This window comes from Haloarchaeobius ordinarius (assembly GCF_051801355.1).
Taxonomy (GTDB): domain Archaea; phylum Halobacteriota; class Halobacteria; order Halobacteriales; family Natrialbaceae; genus Haloarchaeobius.
This window is the reverse complement of the sequence record NZ_CP196560.1, coordinates 127,103-146,052: the sequence shown is the minus strand read 5'-3', so window position 1 is coordinate 146,052 and position 18,950 is coordinate 127,103. Positions and strand designations below refer to the sequence as shown.

Here is an 18,950-nt window from a genome sequence, read left to right as displayed (position 1 = left end):
GGTGGCAGTTGCTGCGGGACTCCGGGGGAGACGCGTGCCGGAGTCACGTTCACGACCGCTTACGACTGGCCGCTTTCGGACCGCCCGTGAGAGAACACACCGTCGTCGAGGGCTTTGAACGCGAACTGAACCCGGAGGAGACGCTGGCCGACGCCATCGAGTCCATCGGTGAGACGACCGGCTGGGACTCGCTGCGCGAGTGGGCGGAAGAGCATCTGGAATCGGACGATATCCGGAGAGAATAGCAGTCGGAGGAGGCCCGGGTCAGCCGACCAGCAGCCACGCGACGAAGACGATTCCGCCGCCGAGCAGCGTGCTGCCGACGGCGTGGTAGCGCAGTTCGTCGAGCAGGTGGTGTGCGTTATCCGAGACCTGTGCGACCTCGTACACCTCGCCGCCGAGTTCGCACTTCGGCAGGAAGTCCATCGCGACGTGGAGGAACACGCCCGCGGCGAAGCCGAAGACGGCCGCCGTGAACAGCGGGTCGCCGGAGAGGTCGAGGAAGCTCGCCGGGATGGCGGTCAGGCCGACGCCCGTCGCCGGCAGCAAGAGCACCATCGGGGACTTCCCGTTCGCAGCAAGGCGGCGTGCCGCAGCGTAGCCCGCGGGGCCCTTGTGGGAGACGATTGCGAGACCGAGACCGATGCCGATGGCCGGCATGGTCCCGTAGACGATACCGATGATGACACCCGCAGCGAGGGCGTGCGTGGAGAGTTCGACCGCGGTGTGGTCGAAGCCGAGGTCGAGGTGCCCGAAGCGATGCGCGATGGTGTGTGAGCCGAAGCCGGTGAGCAGGCCGGCGGCGACGCCGACACCGGCGTACTTCATCCCGACGCCGGGGTTCGCCGCGCCCTGTGCGAGGCCGAACGCCTGCGGGAGGAGGAACATCGCGGCGCTGACGACCATCGCACCGGAGGCGAGTCCGTAGCCCCAGACGAGGGTCTTCGCGTGCTGGTCCTTGGCGCGGGCGCCGAGCGGGATGGCGAGTGCCATCGCGAAGAACGCGACCCAGCCGATACCGACCGGTTTGAGCGTGGCGGTGGATTCCGAGAGCAGGACTGCCCCGACGGAGAACGCGATGAGCAGGCCAGTCGCGGCGAGACCGACCGACGTGCCGGTTCTGCCGGATTTGTTAACGTGATTGTGCGTGCTACCCATGTTATTACTAACTATGCATAACGGGTTAATAACACGTTCGATTGGCCGTCAGGGGGCCACCACACCGGGTCAGCGCGTCGCGGATTTCCACTCGCGGAGGCCGACGACCGCGCCAGAGAGGTCCTCGGCCGGGCAGTCGGTCACCGCCCAGGCGAACAGCGGTGCCACGTCACTCGGGTCACGACCAGCGGGCCCCGAGAGGTCGGTCGCGACCTGTCCGGGGTCGACACAGCCGACGACGAACTCGGTGTCGGCGGCGAACTGCCGGACGACGGCCTCCGCGGCCGCCTTCGAGACGGCGTAGGAGCCGATTCCCGGTTTCGCGTCACGGGCTATCTTCCCCGTCGGGACGAGCATCCGAGCCCCCTCGTTCAGGTGCGGCAGTGCCTCTCGAAGCGTCGTGAACACCCCGCGGGCGTTCGTCCGGAGGTGGTCGTCGAACCCGGCGTAGGACTCGTCCTGGATCGGTGTCTCGCCTGGCGTGCCGTGGTAGACACCCGCGCTGGCGACCACGACGTCGATGCCGCCGCCGACGCGCGATGCCGTCTCCATCAGTCGTTCCACGTCGTACTCGTCCCGAACGTCGGCGCGGACCGCGGTCGCGGTCCCCCCGGCCGCCTGAATGTCGTCAGCCACGGCGTCCACGTCGGCCGAATCGCGGGCGCAGACGACGACGTGGCTCCCCTGGTCTGCGAACTCGCGTGCGACCGCTTCGCCGATACCGCGGCTCGCGCCGGTGACGACTGCTGTGAGGTCGTTCATACACCCTCGTTGGCGTGCCAGCCGCAGGAAAGCATCGGTCGGGGTACCGCGTGGCGAGGCGGGCCCGTCGAGTTCCGAACGAGTCCGGCACCGGGTTTATGCCCGTCTCATCACTACAGTTGCACATGACTTCCCTCTCTGGAACGTCGGTTGTCGTCGTCGGCTCGGGCTTCGGCGGCCTCTCGACGGCCTGCTATCTCGCTGACGCCGGTGCGGACGTGACAGTCCTCGAGAAGAACGAACAGCTCGGGGGGCGGGCCTCGGTCCTCGAGAAAGACGGCTTCCGCTTCGACATGGGCCCGTCGTGGTACCTGATGCCCGACGTGTTCGAGCGCTTCTTCGGGCACTTCGACCGCACGCCCACGGACTACTACCAGCTCGAACGCCTCGACCCCCACTACCGTATCTTCTTCAAAGACGGCGACGAGGTCGACATCACCGCCGACAAAGAGCGCACAAAGCAGGTGTTCGAGTCCTACGAGGCCGGCGCGGGTGAGGCACTGGAACGCTACCTGGACAAATCGGAGGAGAACTACGAGGTCGGGATGGAGCACTTCGTCTACGAGGACCGGTCCTCTCTCAGGGACTTCATCGACCTCGACGTGGCCAGACAGGCCCGCGGGCTCTCCTTACTCGGGTCGATGCAGGACCACGTCGAGAAGTACTTCGACCACCCGAAGCTCCAGCAGATAATGCAGTACACGCTGGTGTTCCTCGGCGGGTCGCCGAACAACACGCCGGCGCTGTACAACCTCATGAGCCACGTCGACTTCAACCTCGGCGTCTGGTACCCCGAGAACGGGATGGGCGGCGTGGTCGACGGCATCGTCCAGATGGCCGAAGAACTGGGCGTGGAGTTCCACGTCGACGAGCCGGTGACGGCCATCAAGGGCCGCGGCGGCGGCTTCCTCGTGGAGACCGCCCACGGCCACAAGTACCCGGCAGACCTCGTCGTCTCGGACGCCGACTACGCCCACACCGAGCAGGAACTGTTACCCGAAGAGAAGCGCCAGTACGACGCCGAGTACTGGGACTCGCGCACCTACGCCCCCTCGGCCTTCCTCATGTACATGGGCGTCGAGGGTGACGTGGAGGAGCTCGCACACCACACCCTCGTGCTCCCGACCGACTGGGAGGAACACTTCGGGCAGATATTCGACGACCCCGAGTGGCCCGGGGACCCCGCGTACTACCTCTGTGTCCCCTCGAAGACCGACGACTCGGTCGCGCCCGAGGGCCACAGCAACCTGTTCGTCCTCGTCCCCATCGCGCCCGGCCTGGAGGACGGCGAGGAGACCCGCGAGTGGTACCGCGACCTCGTCCTCGACGACATCGCCGAAAACACCGGCGTCGACCTGCGCGACCGGCTCGTCGTCGAGGAGACCTTCTCCGTCTCGGAGTTCGGCGAGCGCTACAACTCGATGCAGGGCACCGCCCTCGGCATGGCCCACACCCTGCGCCAGACCGCCCTGTTCCGGCCGCCACACCGTTCGAAGAAGGTCGACGGCCTGTACTTCACCGGGTCGTACACGACGCCGGGAATCGGCGTCCCGATGTGTCTCATCTCGGGCGACCTGACCGCCGACTGCGTGCTGGAGGACCACGCGAACTGATGACCGACGTGGCGACCCGACTCGCGGCCGCAGTGCCCTCCGAGGAGACGCTCCCGGGCTACCTGCTCCGGCTCTCCAGGCCCAGATTCTGGTTCTACCTCGCTGGCCCGGTCGTCGTCGGGGTGACCTACGCCGCCGGGTCGACCGCGGAGCTGTTCGCGCCGGTCGCCGTCTTGCTGTTCCTCTACTTCACCTTCCCGGCGAACGTCTTCCTCTACGGCGTCAACGACGTGTTCGACCGCGACGTGGACGAGCACAACCCGAAGAAAGAGGACAGGGAGGTTCGCTATCGAGATAGCCCCGCCGTGAACGTGCTGATACTGGCCTCGGGCGTCGTCGGCCTCCCGTTCGTGTTCGTCCTCCCGCAGGAGGCGGGCATCGCCATGGCCGCGTACTACGTCCTCGCGGTGCAGTACAGCGCGCCACCCTTCCGGTTCAAGACGAAGCCGCTGTTCGACTCTCTGTCCAATGGGCTGTACGTCCTTCCCGGCGTGGTCGCCTACGCCGCCATCGCGGGCGAGTTCCCGCCCCTGCTCGCGATTGCGGGTGGCTGGCTCTGGACGATGGGCATGCACACGTTCTCGGCCATCCCGGACATCGAACCCGACCGCGAGGCCGGGATTCGGACCACCGCGACGTTCCTCGGCGAGTCCCGGACCTACGCGTACTGTGCCCTGACGTGGCTCGCCGCCGCGGGCGCGTTCGCCCTCGTGGACTGGCGACTCGGTGCCCTGCTGGGCATCTACCCGGTGTTCGTCGCCGGCATCGCGCTCTCGGACGTGCCTGTCGACCGCGCCTACTGGTGGTTCCCGTTCGTGAACACCTTCGTCGGGATGTTGCTGACGATGGGCGGCCTGTGGGTGATGCTGTATGGATAAGCTGGGTTCGCGGTCGACCCGTCTCGACCGCCGACCCCTCGAAGCCCGCCTCGACGCACTGGTCCGCGAGCATCGCTTCACTATCGCGGTCGTGTTCCCGGCCGTGGGCGCGGTCTCGCTGGTCGCCAGTGCCGAAGGGTTGCTCCCGCCGTTTCTGACCTACAACGCCCTGTTCATCATGTTCGGGGTCATCGTCATGCGCCTGCCCCTCGTGGCCGGTGTCCTGCCGGTACTCGGCAAGAAAGGCCTCGCGAGCCTCGGGCTGCTCACCATCTACGCTTACGGTATCGAGTTCGTCGGCGTCAGGACAGGCTGGCCCTACGGGCACTTCGAGTACGAGATATCGCTCGGCCCGATGCTGTTCGGCGAGATACCCCTCGGGCTCCCGGTGTTCTTCTTCCCGCTGGTCCTCAACGCGTATCTGCTCACCCTCTTGTTGCTAGAAGACCGCGCGGAGAACCGCGCGATTCGCCTGCTCGCGACCATCGCGGCCGTCCTCGCCATCGACCTCGTGCTCGACCCCGGTGCGGTCGCCGTGAACTTCTGGGAGTACGCCCAGTATCCCGACGGCGTCGGCGGCTACTACGGCGTCCCGACCTCGAACTACCTCGGCTGGATGCTCTCGGCGACCGTCGCAGTCGTGCTGTTCGACGTGGCGTTTGCGGGGACCGGCCTCCGCGAACGCCTCGACTCCTGTGAGTTCATGCTCGACGACCTCGTGAGCTTCGTCGTCCTGTGGGGCAGCATCAACGCCTTCTACGCCAACTGGATTCCGGCGTTCCTCGCGGTCGGTTTCGGATTCGGACTCCTCCAGACCGACCGGTTCGACTTCGAGGTCGGAGACAGCGCGCTGGTTCGGGTGATGCGGCGGGCGTTCTGAGTTTCACTCACGTAACTCGTCGTAGTCGGTGTGTTGCCAGCAGGTTCCGTCCGGCCTGGTGACCCGCCGTCTGCACGGTGTTCCATCTTCGCACTCCGTCCCACACCGATAGTCGGTGGTATCGTCTGTAATCGGCATCCACCGAATCGCAACACCATCGACGGAAAAAACCCCAGATTCACTCAGATTATCAACACACCGGAGCCGCATCACGAGCCGACAGCGTGCTGGTCCGGGTCGGTACCGCGACGTCCTGAAGGACACCTCCCCCGACCTCGCCGGTCTAATCGCACCGGGCCCGCTCGATATCGACCGTCTCCGTCGCCGTCCGGCGAGCGCCGTACGCGAGCGTGCCGACCAGCACCAGAATCGCCGTGAATGCGATGAGCGAGAGGTTCGGGATGGTGAGCACGCCGAACAGCTGGTACTGGATCGACGCACAGAACGAAGAGCACATCAGCGAGTCTCCCGCGACCTGGGAGTAGGAGTGGTACGCCGCGATGAGCCACCCGATGGCCGCGACCGGCAGAACGGTCCGGTAGACCGCGACGCGGTTCTCGACGGCGGCGACTCCGAGGACGATGACCAGCGGGTACATGAAGACCCGCTGGAACCAGCAGAGTTCACAGGGGAACAACCCCATGCCGTATCTGAAGTAGAGGCTCCCGACGGTCGCGACGGTCGCGACCAGGGTCGCTGCAACGAGGATGTAGCGCTGCATACGAGACGTGTTCATCACGTCTAGTTTGCGAGCATCCCGGATAGCCTCTCTATCAGGACCGTGAGGGTTCGGTTCCGGGTCTCGACCGGTCAACGGGTGTCCATCCTCGAGGCCGCATCGTGGTCCTCGACGAAGCGTCTGGTCCCCCGCTTTACGATGAACGGGAACCGCTGTGCCACGGCCAACCCGACCTTCGTGACCCAGTCGGTGTAGACGACCGGCTTCGTCGATTCGATCTGCCGGGCGAGTTTCCGGCCCACGTCTGCGGGGTCCCTCAGCTGCGACTCCGGGTAGCCGAGTACGACTGCCTGCCGGGTGGCCGCCAGCCGGGGGTGCATCACCGTCACGGCGACGTTCGTGTTCTGGAGTTCGAGTCGCAACGACTTCGTGAACGCCTCGATAGCGCCCTTCGAAGCGCCGTAGCCCGTGAGGCCCGGGTTGCCGACCAGCCCGACGCCGGAACTCACGTTGTGGATGATGCCCTCGCCTCGGGCCCGCATGTGGGGTAAGACGGCGTGGATGGTGCGGAGGTACCCGAAGAAGTTCACCTCGAAGGTCCGCTGCACGTCCGCGAGACTCTGGTCCTCGAAGAAACCGAAGTCGAGGACCGCGGCGTTGTTGACGAGCACGTCTATCTGCCCCCACTCGGCGATGACGGCGTCGATGGCCGTCTGCACGTCCTCGTCGCTGGTCACGTCGCACTCGTGGTAGCGCAGACTGTCGGGGTGTGTCTCTTGCAGGGGCCTGAGGTTCGTCACGTCGACGTCGAGCCCGGCGACCCGGTAGCCGTCGTCCAGCAGTGTCCGAACCATGTGGTGGCCGATGCCCTCGTTCGCGCCGGTGACGACGACGACCGTCCGGTCCGCTGAGCTGCTCACGATGGGTTTGATACGCCACGCGAGATAATCACTATCGTGATGCTTCTCGGGAATGGAGAATCGACCACAGTGTCGGTGAACACCGACGGGGCACAGGAAGTGACGAGTTATCGCGTCGGCAGCCAGCGCGTCCAGCCCCGGCCGTGTTCGTGGGTCCCCGCTTCCTCGGTCGCGGGCACCGCGCTCACGCGGTGGAAGATGGCCTCAGGGTCCTTGTTCCAGAGCCAGTGCCAGCGGGTTTTGGCCACGAGCGAGAGTTTACGGGCCAGCGAGAGGTCGGGTTCGTGGTCGATGGTGTTGTAATCCACGTCCCGGATGGCCCGGTGGTGTTCGGCGTACAGCACCGCCGCCAGCAGGACCGCGAACTGGCAGTCCTCGGGGAGGTACCGGATGCCGGCGACGCCCTCGCGGTAGAGGTCCTCGGCCCGGGAGACCTCCTCGCGGACGGCATCGCGGAACTCGGGCGAGGAGTCCAGTGCGAGCACTTCGTCCACCTCGACGCCGTGTCGCGTTAGCGTCTCGATGGGGAGGTAGACCCGGTCGCGGTCGACCACGTCCTCGCGGACGTCACGGAGGAAGTTCGAGAGCTGGAACGCCTCGCCGAGCTTGATGGCGTGGGGCAGGGCGCGCTCGTACTCTTCCTCGGAGAGGTCCATGATGTCGGTCATCATGACGCCGACGGCGGCCGCGGAGCCGCGCATGTAGTCCTCCAGGTCCGAATACGTCTCGTATCGGTCCGTCTCGATGTCTGCGGCCATCGCGTCGACGAACTCGTTCACCCACTCGTCAGCGATGTCGTGCTCGTCACACAGTTCGCAGAACGCCTGCATGACCGGGTCGTCGCTCGGTTCCTCGCCCAGTGCCTGTGCGCGGAGGGTTTCGAGGCGGGCGGCCTGTTCTTCTGGAGAGTCACCATCGGGGTCGTCGACGACCTCGTCGGCGATCCGGAAGAAGCCATAGAGGACGTACGTCGGATGGCGGATTCGCTGTGGGAGGAGGCGCGTCGCGATGTGGAACGTCTTCCCCGTCTGGCGCTGGATGGCCTTCCCCGCGTTTACCTGTGTTTTCTTCATATGTAGCGTGGGTGTCCGAAAGACCGGTGAGGGCGTGCTTCCGTGGTAATCGATACGTCAGCGACGGGAATAGCCTGCGTCGGTAACCAGTTAGGTTCTCGCCGTGTTCGGGCGAGACGGGTCATCGAAGGTACCCCCACGAGAGGAGACGGTCGCCGTCGTTGACCCAGCGGTCACCGATGTCGTCCCGGTAGTACATGTTCGGGAGGATGATGTTCTGGATTCGGTCGTACGCCTGCTTCTGGGCGGCCCGCATCGAGGTCCCCGTCCCGGTGACGACCAGTGGGATACCCGAGGACCCGGAGACGCGCCACTGGCCGTTGGCCGGGGTGACGCCCTCGGCAGTCCCCTCGGGCCCGACCCGCTTTGCGTCCTCGATGTGGACGCCGGGCGGGCGCTCGCCCTCGAAGGCCTCACGGAAGACGATGGCGGCGTTCTTCGAGTTCTCCTCGAACGTCGCGTCGTCGTCGAAGGGAAACGGCGGCAGACACACCCGGACGCCGACCTGGAAGCCACGATGGACCTCCAGGTCGGGGTCGTTCCCGTGAGCGAGGTCGTAGAAGAACTCGGAGATGGGTGTCTTCATCCCCTCTTCCTGGATGAAGATACCCGGGTACCCGAAGCGGGGCGTGAACTCTAACGGGTAGATACCCCGCCCGTTGACGATGCAGTTCAGGTCGATGTAACCGACGTAGTTCTCCTCGGCCAGCGTCTCCTCCAGCGGTCGGAGCGTCCGCTCGAACAACGCGGTGGGCTCGGTCCAGAACATCGAGGTACCCATCTCGCCCGTCGGCGGCCCGACGTTGCCCGGGAACAGTTTCTTGTGCTCGAAGTTGACGTTCACCGGCTCGACGAAGCCGTTCCCGTCGAAGAACGCGCCGATGGCCACCTCGACGCCGTCGGCCCGCCGCTGGAGTTCGAACGACTTCATGCGGTGCCCCCACGCCCGCTTGTAGGCTCGCAACACGTCGACGACGTCGCCACCGTCGTCGTCTTCGCCGACGTACACCAGCCGCTTGACGTTTTGCACCTCGCCCGACGGTTTGATGACGTAGCGTGCCGGGTTGTCTTCGACGAACGAGACCGCCTCGTCGAAGTCGGTGAATCGCCGGCGCGGGAGGATGTTCACGCCGTGGTCGGCGAGTTCCTCCTGTCCGAAGCCTTTGTCCTCCTCCAGCCGGTCGGTGTACTCCGTCCCGCCGACGACGGCGTGGCCGTCTTCGCGGAGTCGCTCTGCGTGTGTCCCGTGGCCGAACACGTCGTCGAAGACGACGACGTCGGCCCAGTCGACCTCGGCCTCCCAGTCCGCCGTCTTCTCGACGAACCCGTCGGCTATCTCCTGCTCGGACTCGCTCTCGATGTAGTAGCGGACGTCGTGGCCCTGCTGGCGGACGCGCCATGCCACGTCCCCGACGAGTCCGTCGATAGAGACGAAGAGGAAGTTGCGTCGGTCCATATCCAAAACGGGCACGGAGAGGGGGTAAATGTTTGGGATGTGAAACACCTCTGGTGCCGAGGAGTCCCTCTCGCCCGTCCACGGTGGCCACGGGTAGTCCACGAACCAGATGGCGAAGAAGTGTCGACGTGTCGGTCACAGAGAGGAGGCCGTCGCTCTCGTGTGGGCCGTCGACGGTTCCACCGGTCAGCCGGTTCGGCACGACCCGAGAGACACCCGTCGTCGCATGCGCGGAGGGGCGGTCGTCTCCCGAACACCCGTCCCGGCGGTGCAGGTCGACCGCGTGCCCCGTGAAACCGTCCAGAACTGCTTCATTTCGTATCGGTGGACAGTAACTGGACGTGAAACGAACCAGAGAAATTTAAGTAAACACGCTCAGGATAGCACAACTAATGCGCCTTATTGCCATCGGCCTCGGTCTCATCCTGCTTCTCGCACCAGTCACGGGTATCGCTGCTGCGGATGGGAGCACACCAGACGTCGCACTGCGAATCACCGTCGTCACCCAGAACGGCGACGGCGTGGGCAACGCCGAAGTAACCGTCACCTACGATGGCGAGAGCGAGACACGCCAGACCGTCTCGAACGGTGAGGTCCTGTTCGACGTCCCGAAAGGCGCCGACGTCAGCGTCACGGTGGACCACCCCTTCCTCGTCCGGAACAACCCTGCAGCCATCAGCAGTGTCGCGGATGGGGACGAACTGACCGTGACGATGTACGAGACCGCCGGCGCGACCCTGACCGTCGAGGACGGTAACGGGCCGGTCACCGGCGCCAACGTCAAGGTCAGGAAGGCCAACCAGCTCCCCGCCGCCACCGGAACCACCGGGAGCGACGGGACCTTCGAGACGGGCGAGATAGAGAAAGGTGAGTACACGGTGACGGTCACCAAGCCCGGGTACCTCGACGAAAAGATAACGCTCACCGCGAGCGACTCGACGACCGAGACCATCACCATCGAACAGGGCACGGCGAACGTCCAGTTCAGCGTCGTCGACCCGCACTTCGAGGAAGCGAGACCGCTGGAGGCGTCCATCGCCATCGACGGTGTCGGCACCTTCCAGACAGACAAGAACGGGAACCGCGGTGTGAGTCTCGACGTGAACACCGAGTACGAGGTCACCGTGACCAAGGACGGCTTCGAGAGCCGGAGCGGGACGCTGGCCATCGAGGAGAGCGACCGGCGAATCACCTACGAGATCTCCCGGACGCCGAAGCTCACCCTCGACCCGGCCAACACGCAGGTCGTCGTCGGCCAGACCGTGCGCGTGACGGTCACCGACGAGTACGGTGACCCTGCCGAGGGTGTAACGATTCGTGCCGGTGGGTCCACTGCCGCGACGACCGGCGCAGACGGCGGTGCGACCGTCGAGATAGCGACCGCTGGTGACGTCGAACTCGAGGCGGTGAACGGTTCCGTCACCTCCGACCCGGTCACCATCGAGGGCGTCCAGCCAGCGACGAATGCACCGGAGAAGACGACGACCGCGACGACGGCCCCGACGACCGCGGCGAGTGAGACGACCGCGTCCAGTGAGAGTGACGCGACCGGTGGCAGTGGCGGCTCCACTCCTGGCTTCGGCGTCGGTGCTGCGATTCTCGGTCTCCTCGGTAGTCTCGCGTTCCTCCGGCGGCGAGCCTGAGCGGGGGCCGACAGGCGGTCGGACTCGGCGGCGACTATTCGAACAGGTCCTCGTGGCGGGACGCGAGGTCGGTGTAGGCGCCCGACGAATACGCCTCTGCGATCTCTTCTGGGTCGACGCTCGTCTCCGAGAGCGGGACGACCTGTGCCGGGACGCCTCTGACGAACGACTCCGACGGGATAGTGAACCCGTCCGGGACGACGGTCCCCGCCGCGACGATGCTCCGTTCGCCGACCGTCACGTTCGAGTTGAGCGTGGCGTTGATACCCACCAGTGAACCGGCCGCGACGTCCGCGTCGTTCAGCACCGCACCGTGTCCGACCATCACACGCTCTTCGACGCGAGAATCGTGTAACACGGCCGTATCACCGACGTGTGAACTCTCCCCGATGCGGACGGGGCCGACGTCACCGCGGAGGACGACGCCGGGCCAGACGCTCGCGTCCGACTCGACCGTGACGTCACCGACCAGGGTCGCGTCGCTGGCGACGTAGGCCGAGTCGTGGATGGACGGTGCGGTTCCCTCGAACTCGTAGTGGCGGCGGTCTACCATGCTGCGTGCCGACACGCGCCACGCGGAAAACCGTTTCCCTGGGGCGACTCTCGACTGGGTACGACGGTCCGAGACGTGCCGAGAAAGCGGTGGACCGGGAAAACAGGTCGACTGACCGGGGGCGTCGATAGGAGTGGGTGTGGGACCGGCGGCCCCGGAGGAGCCAGCACAGAACGTCAGTAATGGGCCGTTTCCACGCTCGTGGGCCCGACCGAACCACCCGTTCGGGTCTGCACACGCCAGCTTACTCCCTTGCTACTGAGTAACAAGTTAAATTATATTTTCACACGACACGATGGCGCCTGCATATCACGTTTTCCCTGATTTCCGCCCGTAGAAATTCCTAACGTGGCAATCGAGCAAAGCTTTACGTCACCTAAAAGCGTATCGTATCATTAGATATTAATGAATAGTGACGAACGAACCACCGAGTTAGAGGACCGTACGGACACCACCGACGGGGGTTGGGCGGTGGCCGAAACCGGACTGGTCGCAGGGGGGGACTCGGCCCACTCGCCGACCGATGGAGACGAGCACGAATCGGAAGGCTCGACTGAATCGTCCTCTTCGACTGCGGAGACCGAAGAACTCGTCCCGACCGACGAGACAGATGAGACCGAGGAGTTAGCGCGAAAACGGGACGTCTCGACCATCTTCGAGGGTGGAGAGACCGAAGCCCCTTCCACGTCGGAGGAACTCGTCCCCCGCGAAGACGACCCCGAGTCGACCGACGACATCGACGAGGACCCGACGGACCTCGAATCGGACGAGCTAGTGCTCTGGGTCGAGCAGCGAGACACCCCGTCCAAGCGGGACATCATCAAGGAGATTCTGGACGACGTGAAGGCGTACTACGACGCCGTGACGCTCGATACGACCTTCGCCGAGCGCCCGACGGACGAGTTCATCGACGAGCGCTGGTTCGACTTCTCGTACCTGGACGACCTCGTGGAGGTCGAACGCTTCTGGGTCAACCGGCCCTACGCCTACGTCTCCATCATGTTCAGTCCGGAACGCAAGGAGTTCCGCTACGAGGTCACCGAGGTCACCCTCGACGGCTTCGAGCGCTACGTGCGCGAAGACCTCACGCGCATCCTGCGAAACAGCCTGATGTACCACGACATCGAGTCAGAACGCGGTCGCGAAGTCGTCTTCGAGGAGAAGTCGAAGGAGATAATCGCAGAGCACGCAGCGACGGTCGAAGACGGGAGCATCTACAAGTTGCTGTACTACCTGCTGCGTGACTTCCTCGACTTCGGGAAGATAGACGCGATGATGCGCGACGAGAACCTCGAGGACATCTCGTGTGACGGTGTCGACGTCCCGGTGTTCGTCTACCACAGCGACTACCGCGACCTGCGCTCGAACGTCGTCTTCGACAAGGACCGCCTGAACTCGTTTACGGTCCGACTCGCCCAGCGCGCCGGCAAGCACATCTCCGTGTCCGACCCGCTCATCGACGCGAGCCTGCCGGACGGCTCGCGTATCCAGCTCACGCTGGGGTCGGACATCGCGACCCGCGGGTCGAACTTCACCATCCGCAAGTTCGCGGAGGTGCCCTACACCCCGGTCGACCTCATCAAGTGGAACACGTTCGACGTGGGCCAGATGGCGTACTTCTGGCTCGCCATCGAGAACAACAAGTCACTCGTGTTCGCGGGCGGCACCGGCTCCGGGAAGACGACGTCGATGAACGCCATCGGCTTCTTCATCCCGCCGAACTCGAAGGTCGTCTCCATCGAGGACACCCGCGAGATAACGCTGCCCCACGACAACTGGATTCAGTCCGTCTCGCGGCCCGCCGTCACCGAAGGCGGCCGCGGTGAAGTGTCGATGTACCAGTTGCTCCAGGCGTCGCTCCGGCAGCGCCCCGAGTACCTGCTCGTCGGCGAGGTCCGCACCGAACAGCGCGTCGCACTGACGTTCTTCAACGCCATCGCGACCGGCCACACCTCGTACACCACCATCCACGCGGACTCGGTCGAGGGGGCACTCGCCCGGCTGGAGAACGCGCCGCTGTCGGTTCCGGTCCAGATGATTCAGGACCTCGACGTGCTCGCCATCCAGAAGCAGATATTCACCGACGACACCCGGGTGCGACGCAACCAGGTCGTCGCGGAGATATACCCCGGTTCGGACCTCTCGACGGTCGAGACCAACGAGGTGTTCCGCTGGAACCCGCGGACCGACGAGTACGAACTGGTCGGCGAGTCGCGTCTCCTCGCAGAGATCGCCGACGAGCGCGGCTGGACGACCGAGGAACTCCAGGCCGAGTTGCAGGTGCGGGCGGAGGTCCTCGACCACCTCGTCGACAACGACGTCACCGACTACCACGACGTCACCCGGACCATCCACACCTTCCAGCGCGACCGTGACGAGGTCCTCGCCGCCATCCGTGGTGGCACCCTGACCGACGTCATCCGCGCGGAGGCGCGATGAGCGCTCGGGGGGGCGAAGGGAGTGGCATGGGCATCCAGACGCCGTTGAGCGAAGGACAGACGCCGTTGCCTGACTACGAGGTCAGTCAGTACTTCCCGCGTTCGCGGGACATGACGCCGGAGGAACGTCGCGAGCTGCGCGACCAGTACGGCGTCGTCCGGACGTACTTCAAATCGCGGCCGGGGAAGTACCGCGACGTCCAGCGCTGGCTCAACCAGGCGCGCATCGGGACGACCTACGACATCTACCTCACCCACAGCGCCATCCTCGCGATGGTCGGTGGGGCGGTCGGTGCGACCGTCGGCCTCCTGCTGACGTTCTGGCTCGCCAATCTGGGTATCCTCGGCGGCCTCACGTCGCCGGTCACCGCACCCAGCGGCATCACCGCGCTGGTGTCGTCGAACCGCGTCCTGTTCGCCGGTGGGGCCTCGGCCCTGCTGCTCGGGGGAACGGTCGGTGGGTCCATCTGGGCCCTTCGATACTACTACCCGCGAAACGTCGTCGCGAACCGAGAACGCGCCATCAACGTCGTCCTGCCCCACGCCATCACGTACATGTACGCGATGAGCTACGGCGGGATGAACCTCGTCGAGGTGTTCCGGGCGCTCGCCGACTCCCGTGACACCTACGGCGACGTGGCCGACGAGTTCGACATGATCGTCCGCGACATGGAGCTGTTCGGGAACGACCTGTTCACGGCGCTCCGGAACGCCCGCAACCTCACGCCGAGTGACAACCTCGAACAGTTCCTCGACGACCTCGTGAGCGTGCTCGACTCCGGTGGCGAGGTGACCTCGTTCTTCGAGGACCAGTCCGCCCACTACGCCGAGACCGCCAAGGACGAACAGGAGGAGTTCTTAGAGACCCTCTCGGTGCTCTCGGAGATATTCATCGTCGCGTTCGTCGCCGCGCCGCTGTTCATCATCGTGACGCTGATGGTCATCAGCTTCCTCGGCGGCTCGACGCTCACCCAGATGGCCGTGCTCATCTACGTCGGCCTCCCGCTCGGGATGGTGGGCTTCCTGCTCCTCATCGACGTACTCTCGGCCCCGTTCGTCCAGACCGGCGGCGTGACGCTCGAAGAGAAGCGCGCCGAACCCGTCGACACGACGCCGGTCGAAGACGACGAACGGTTCGCGGCCTACCGGAAGGAACAGCGCCACGAGCGCCTGGTCGAACTGGCGAGTGACCCGCTCGCCGTCGTGAAGGCGACCCCGTGGCTGTCGCTCGTGTTCACCGTCCCGTCGGCGCTCGGGTTCGCCGGTGCGGTCGTCTTCCGTGGGTACGCGACCCCGTCGGTGGCTGGCTTCGAGGCGGCACCGGTCGTGGCGACCACCCTGCTGGTCGTCCTGCCGTTGCTCATCGTGACCATGCCGCTGTCGTACTTCCACGAGCGCAAACGCCGCCGCGAGAAGGTACTCGCAGAGCGCTTCCCCGACACGCTGAACGTGCTGTCGAGTGCGAACTACATGGGTATCCCGCTCATCGACGCGCTCGACATGATCGCTCGCTGGTCGAAGGGCGTCCTCGCCGACGAACTCCGCATCGTCCGCAACGACATCCACTGGAACCACGACCTCACGGAGGCGCTGGTGGGGCTCGGGAACCGCCTCAAGGTTCCCCACCTGACCCGCACTATCAAGCTCATCGCGGAAGGGGGCCGGTCGTCCGGTGATATGTCGAAGATCCTCGCAATCGCGGCCGAGGACACCCGCAACCGGCACCGCATCGACCGGGCTCGCCAGCGTGCGATGTCGTCGTACATCGCCATCGTCGTCATCGGGTTCCTCGTGTACCTGATGGTCATCGTGCTCATCGACGCGAGCTACTTCGGAGCGATCGCCCAGACGGCCGCCGACGCGGAGGCAGTCGCCCAGACGCAGGCACCCGGCTTCGCCTCGCTGAGCAACGTCCCGCTCGACACCTACCGGGCGTTGTTCTTCCACTCCGTCATCATCATGGCGGTGGGGAGCGGCATGCTCGCCGGGAAGCTCTCGGACAACGACGCCATCTCGGGGCTGAAGTACAGTATCGGCCTGGTGCTCGTCGCAGTCGCGACGTTCGTCCTGGTCTGAACGGGGGGACTCAATGCAACACAACAACACTACCAACAGAATCGGACGGTGGGGGGACGAGCGGGGCGTGTCGCCCGTGCTCGGCGGCATCCTGGTCTTCGGACTGGTGCTCTCGCTACTCGCGCTGACCCAGGTCAGTCTGGTACCCGCGATGAACGGACAGGTCGAGTTCGACCACAATCAGGGCGTCCAGGAGGACTTCGAAGCCCTCCACAGCAGTACGTACCGCGTCGCCAGTACGGGCGCACCCGAGTCGACCAGCATCGAACTCGGGACGCGCTACCCGTCCCGGATGTTCCTCGTGAACCCGGCACCGGCGTCCGGGTCGCTCAGCAGTGACCCGCTCGGTGTGACCATCGGCAACGTGACCGCCCTCGACGCGGACACCAGGGAGTACCTCCAGTCGCTCGGCTACACGCTCGACGTCGACACCAGTTCGCTCGTCTACCAGCCCCGGTACAACCAGTACCGGAACGCACCTGTGACGGTGTACGAGTACGGCGTCGTCTACAACCGCTTCGACGGCTCGGCGACGACCCTCGTCGCCGACGAGGGATTCATCGACGGAAACCGAATCACGCTGGTCGCCGTCGCAACCGACCTGAACGAACAGCGCGTCGGTTCGAAGCAGCTGACCGTCCACCCGGTCAGCGCCCCGGCACAGAGCGTCGCCGTCACCAACACGACGGGTACCACGCTCACCCTCACCGTGAAGACGACCATGCCCGAGGCACGCTGGGACGAGATACTCGCGGACCAGCTGGTCGCGAACGGTGGAACGGTCGCCTCGTACACCTACACCACCGGAGCCACCTACAACACGCTCGTGGTCCGGCTCGCAGCCGGGGAGGTCTACACCCTCCGACTCGCCGGTATCGGTATCGAGGAGACCACGTCGACGCCCGCGCTCGACCCGACCTACCTCGTCAAGCAAAACGGTGGGGACCGCTACCTCACGGTCGGTGCACGGGAACAGCTCACCGTGCAGGTTCGTGACGCCTACAACAACCCCGTCAGTGGGGTCACCCTGAATGCCGTCGTCGGCAGTGGACCCGGGTCGGTCACCGCTCTCTCGCCACAGACTGACGAGAACGGCAAGGCGACCTTCCAGTACGACACTGGTGCCGGTAACGGGACCGCGTCCGTGACCGTCTGGTTCGGGAGCGATTCGAGCGACGACGTGAAATCGACCACGTACTCGATAACGGTCGGTGAGAAGGTCGAAGTCGACGTCGGCGCGAACATCAACCCGAACAGCGCCGGTGCGGTCGTCCTCGACACCGCGAACGCAGTCCCACCCAACGGAAACAGCGGCATCGCCGAACTCGTGTTCAACAACACGGCGTCGGGTGTCCGAACCATCGCCGAACTCCGCATCAACTTCTACGATTCGGACGACCAGGGTGGCACGGCCAACGCCGCACCGAAGAGTTTCACGCTCTCCAGTCCGGGCGCTCACGAGACCGACTTCACGTACGCTGGTGCGTACACTGCGGTCGCCAACGGTGGCCTCGAACTTGCTCCCGGAACGAGCACCGTCGCGTTCACGTTCTACAAGGACACGACCTGGACGAATCAGTTCGACGTCGAACAGGGTGACATCTTCATCCTCTCTGTCGTCTTCGACGACGGCTCTACGGCGACGTACTTCGTCGGGCTGAACTGACGACGTGACGCCCGCCGAGTCGGTCCCCGTTTCGAGCACCGATTCGCTCGTGAGTATTAACCACCCTGCACACCAGCCACTAGACGTGCTCACAGGGCGATAACGACACCCCACTCGGCCGCTCCAGGTGGGGCTGGTGCGGTCGACTCACAGAGGCACAGCTACTTGTCATAGGTCGAGCGGTGCGGCTCGCCGCACGCTCGGATTCCACACCGTCAGTGTCGGCTCACGCGAACGTGATGAGCGTCGCACCGACGACGACCAGCAGTGCCCCGGCAGCCAGGCCACGGGTCACCCGCTCCAGGTCGCCCAGCAGCCAGGCGGTGAACACCGCGACGAACAGCGGTGCAGTCCCGACGAGCGAGGAGACCACGGCGACGTTCCCGCGGTCCAGCGCGGCGAAGAACAGGAACAGTGAACTCGCGTTGAGGATTCCCGCGACGAGGAAGAAACCGAGGGCACGCCGGGGGATGTCGGTAGCGTCGCGACCGACCCGGCCGCCGATGATGGCGAGCAGCCAGAGGACACCCCACGTCTCGTGGAGTGCGACCGCCTCCAGCGCAGACACCGGTGTCTCGGTCAGGCCGAACCGCCTGACGACGTCGCTCCCACCGTAGGCGATCGCGGCGAAGATGGGGAACACGAGTTCCCACGGCTGCCAGCCCGAGAGGTCCCCGCCCTTCGAGAGGGTGAGGACGACCAGCCCGACGACCAGCACCACGATACCGGCGACGGTCACCTCGTTCACCACCTCCCCGATGAAGACGAAGGCGAGCCCGGCAGCGAACAGGGGGCGCGTCGAGATACCAGCGGAGTTCACGCTCGCCCCGACGCGGTCGATGCCGACGAACGAGAAGAGGCGAGCGACCGCGGTCCCGACGGTCCCGGAGACGAAGAAGATCCCGAGCACGAACGGTGTAATGGGCGGTACGTGGCCGCTGTTGACGGTGATACCGCCGATTACCAGCCAGTAACACACCGCGTCCATCGTGGCGACCACCAGCGAGCCCTGCAGGACGGTACCACCATCTGCCAGTCCGCGCTTCTGGAGGGTCATCGAGAGCGCCCAGATGGCGGCGGCCGAGATAGCCAGGGCGGGGACGAGGAGTTCACCGGTCACGACAGGCCGAACGTGCCCGGTCGAGGTTAGCCTAC

General features: G+C 65.3%; 16 protein-coding genes. 8 read left to right on the top strand and 8 right to left on the bottom strand.

From position 1 onward, the window contains the following. Window positions 1–86: 86 nt before the first annotated feature. On the top strand, window positions 87–245 hold the full coding sequence (locus ACSC1R_RS00825) for a hypothetical protein (RefSeq protein WP_439027170.1): 159 nt from the start codon (window positions 87–89) through the stop codon (window positions 243–245). Window positions 246–264: 19 nt separating this feature from the next. Here the strand turns inward: ACSC1R_RS00825 and ACSC1R_RS00820 are convergent, their stop codons facing one another. Together ACSC1R_RS00820 and ACSC1R_RS00815 are read right to left on the bottom strand one after the other, a co-directional pair. Then, a complete protein-coding gene (locus ACSC1R_RS00820) occupies window positions 265–1,158 on the bottom strand; it encodes a ZIP family metal transporter (RefSeq protein WP_439027169.1) in 894 nt (297 codons plus the stop codon). 69 nt (window positions 1,159–1,227) lie between these two features. Then, window positions 1,228–1,920, bottom strand: a complete 693-nt coding sequence (locus ACSC1R_RS00815) for an SDR family NAD(P)-dependent oxidoreductase (RefSeq protein WP_439027168.1) — start codon at window positions 1,918–1,920, stop codon at window positions 1,228–1,230. 125 nt (window positions 1,921–2,045) lie between these two features. Between ACSC1R_RS00815 and ACSC1R_RS00810 the strand changes: the two genes are divergently transcribed. Genes ACSC1R_RS00810 through cruF form a run of 3 tightly spaced genes read left to right on the top strand, consistent with a single transcriptional unit; the run spans window position 2,046 to window position 5,291 of the window. Beyond that, complete coding sequence (locus ACSC1R_RS00810; protein WP_439027167.1) at window positions 2,046–3,533, top strand: phytoene desaturase family protein; 1,488 nt, start codon at window positions 2,046–2,048, stop codon at window positions 3,531–3,533. Next, window positions 3,533–4,411, top strand: a complete 879-nt coding sequence (locus ACSC1R_RS00805) for a prenyltransferase (protein WP_439027166.1) — start codon at window positions 3,533–3,535, stop codon at window positions 4,409–4,411. Before ACSC1R_RS00810 ends, ACSC1R_RS00805 begins: the two co-directional genes overlap by 1 nt. After that, window positions 4,404–5,291 carry a bisanhydrobacterioruberin hydratase gene (gene cruF, locus ACSC1R_RS00800; protein ID WP_439027165.1) on the top strand — a complete coding sequence of 296 codons (888 nt, stop codon included), beginning with the start codon at window positions 4,404–4,406 and terminating at the stop codon, window positions 5,289–5,291. Before ACSC1R_RS00805 ends, cruF begins: the two co-directional genes overlap by 8 nt. A 283-nt stretch (window positions 5,292–5,574) precedes the next feature. On the opposite strand, the gene ACSC1R_RS00795 is transcribed toward cruF, so the two are convergent. From ACSC1R_RS00795 to ACSC1R_RS00780, 4 genes are all read right to left on the bottom strand, one after another. Next, window positions 5,575–6,027 (bottom strand): disulfide bond formation protein B, encoded by a 453-nt coding sequence (locus ACSC1R_RS00795; RefSeq protein WP_439027164.1) that lies wholly within the window; start codon window positions 6,025–6,027, stop codon window positions 5,575–5,577. A 74-nt stretch (window positions 6,028–6,101) separates the two neighbouring features. After that, complete coding sequence (locus ACSC1R_RS00790) at window positions 6,102–6,890, bottom strand: SDR family NAD(P)-dependent oxidoreductase (RefSeq protein WP_439027163.1); 789 nt, start codon at window positions 6,888–6,890, stop codon at window positions 6,102–6,104. 107 nt (window positions 6,891–6,997) lie between these two features. After that, on the bottom strand, window positions 6,998–7,963 hold the full coding sequence (locus ACSC1R_RS00785; protein ID WP_439027162.1) for a phytoene/squalene synthase family protein: 966 nt from the start codon (window positions 7,961–7,963) through the stop codon (window positions 6,998–7,000). Between the two features lie 121 nt (window positions 7,964–8,084). Next, complete coding sequence (locus tag ACSC1R_RS00780; protein ID WP_439027161.1) at window positions 8,085–9,419, bottom strand: phosphoribosylamine--glycine ligase; 1,335 nt, start codon at window positions 9,417–9,419, stop codon at window positions 8,085–8,087. A 392-nt stretch (window positions 9,420–9,811) separates the two neighbouring features. Between ACSC1R_RS00780 and ACSC1R_RS00775 the strand changes: the two genes are divergently transcribed. Then, the gene (locus ACSC1R_RS00775; RefSeq protein WP_439027160.1) at window positions 9,812–11,062 is read left to right on the top strand and encodes a carboxypeptidase-like regulatory domain-containing protein; all 1,251 of its coding nucleotides are present in this window, start codon (window positions 9,812–9,814) and stop codon (window positions 11,060–11,062) included. A 34-nt stretch (window positions 11,063–11,096) separates the two neighbouring features. On the opposite strand, the gene ACSC1R_RS00770 is transcribed toward ACSC1R_RS00775, so the two are convergent. Next, entirely contained in the window at window positions 11,097–11,615 is a 519-nt protein-coding gene (locus tag ACSC1R_RS00770) for a gamma carbonic anhydrase family protein (protein ID WP_439027159.1), read from the bottom strand. Between the two features lie 405 nt (window positions 11,616–12,020). On the opposite strand from ACSC1R_RS00770, the gene ACSC1R_RS00765 reads away from it, so the two are divergent. The 3 genes from ACSC1R_RS00765 to ACSC1R_RS00755 are packed head-to-tail and all read left to right on the top strand — an operon-like array spanning window position 12,021 to window position 17,795. Next, complete coding sequence (locus tag ACSC1R_RS00765) at window positions 12,021–14,054, top strand: type II/IV secretion system ATPase subunit (protein ID WP_439027158.1); 2,034 nt, start codon at window positions 12,021–12,023, stop codon at window positions 14,052–14,054. Beyond that, window positions 14,051–16,129, top strand: a complete 2,079-nt coding sequence (locus ACSC1R_RS00760; protein ID WP_439027157.1) for a type II secretion system F family protein — start codon at window positions 14,051–14,053, stop codon at window positions 16,127–16,129. Before ACSC1R_RS00765 ends, ACSC1R_RS00760 begins: the two co-directional genes overlap by 4 nt. Before the next feature lie 13 nt (window positions 16,130–16,142). Next, entirely contained in the window at window positions 16,143–17,795 is a 1,653-nt protein-coding gene (locus ACSC1R_RS00755; protein ID WP_439027156.1) for an Ig-like domain-containing protein, read from the top strand. A gap of 226 nt (window positions 17,796–18,021) precedes the next feature. Here ACSC1R_RS00755 and ACSC1R_RS00750 read toward each other — a convergent pair whose 3' ends face one another. After that, window positions 18,022–18,915, bottom strand: coding sequence for an EamA family transporter (locus ACSC1R_RS00750; protein WP_439027155.1), 894 nt, complete (start codon window positions 18,913–18,915; stop codon window positions 18,022–18,024). Window positions 18,916–18,950: the final 35 nt, after the last annotated feature.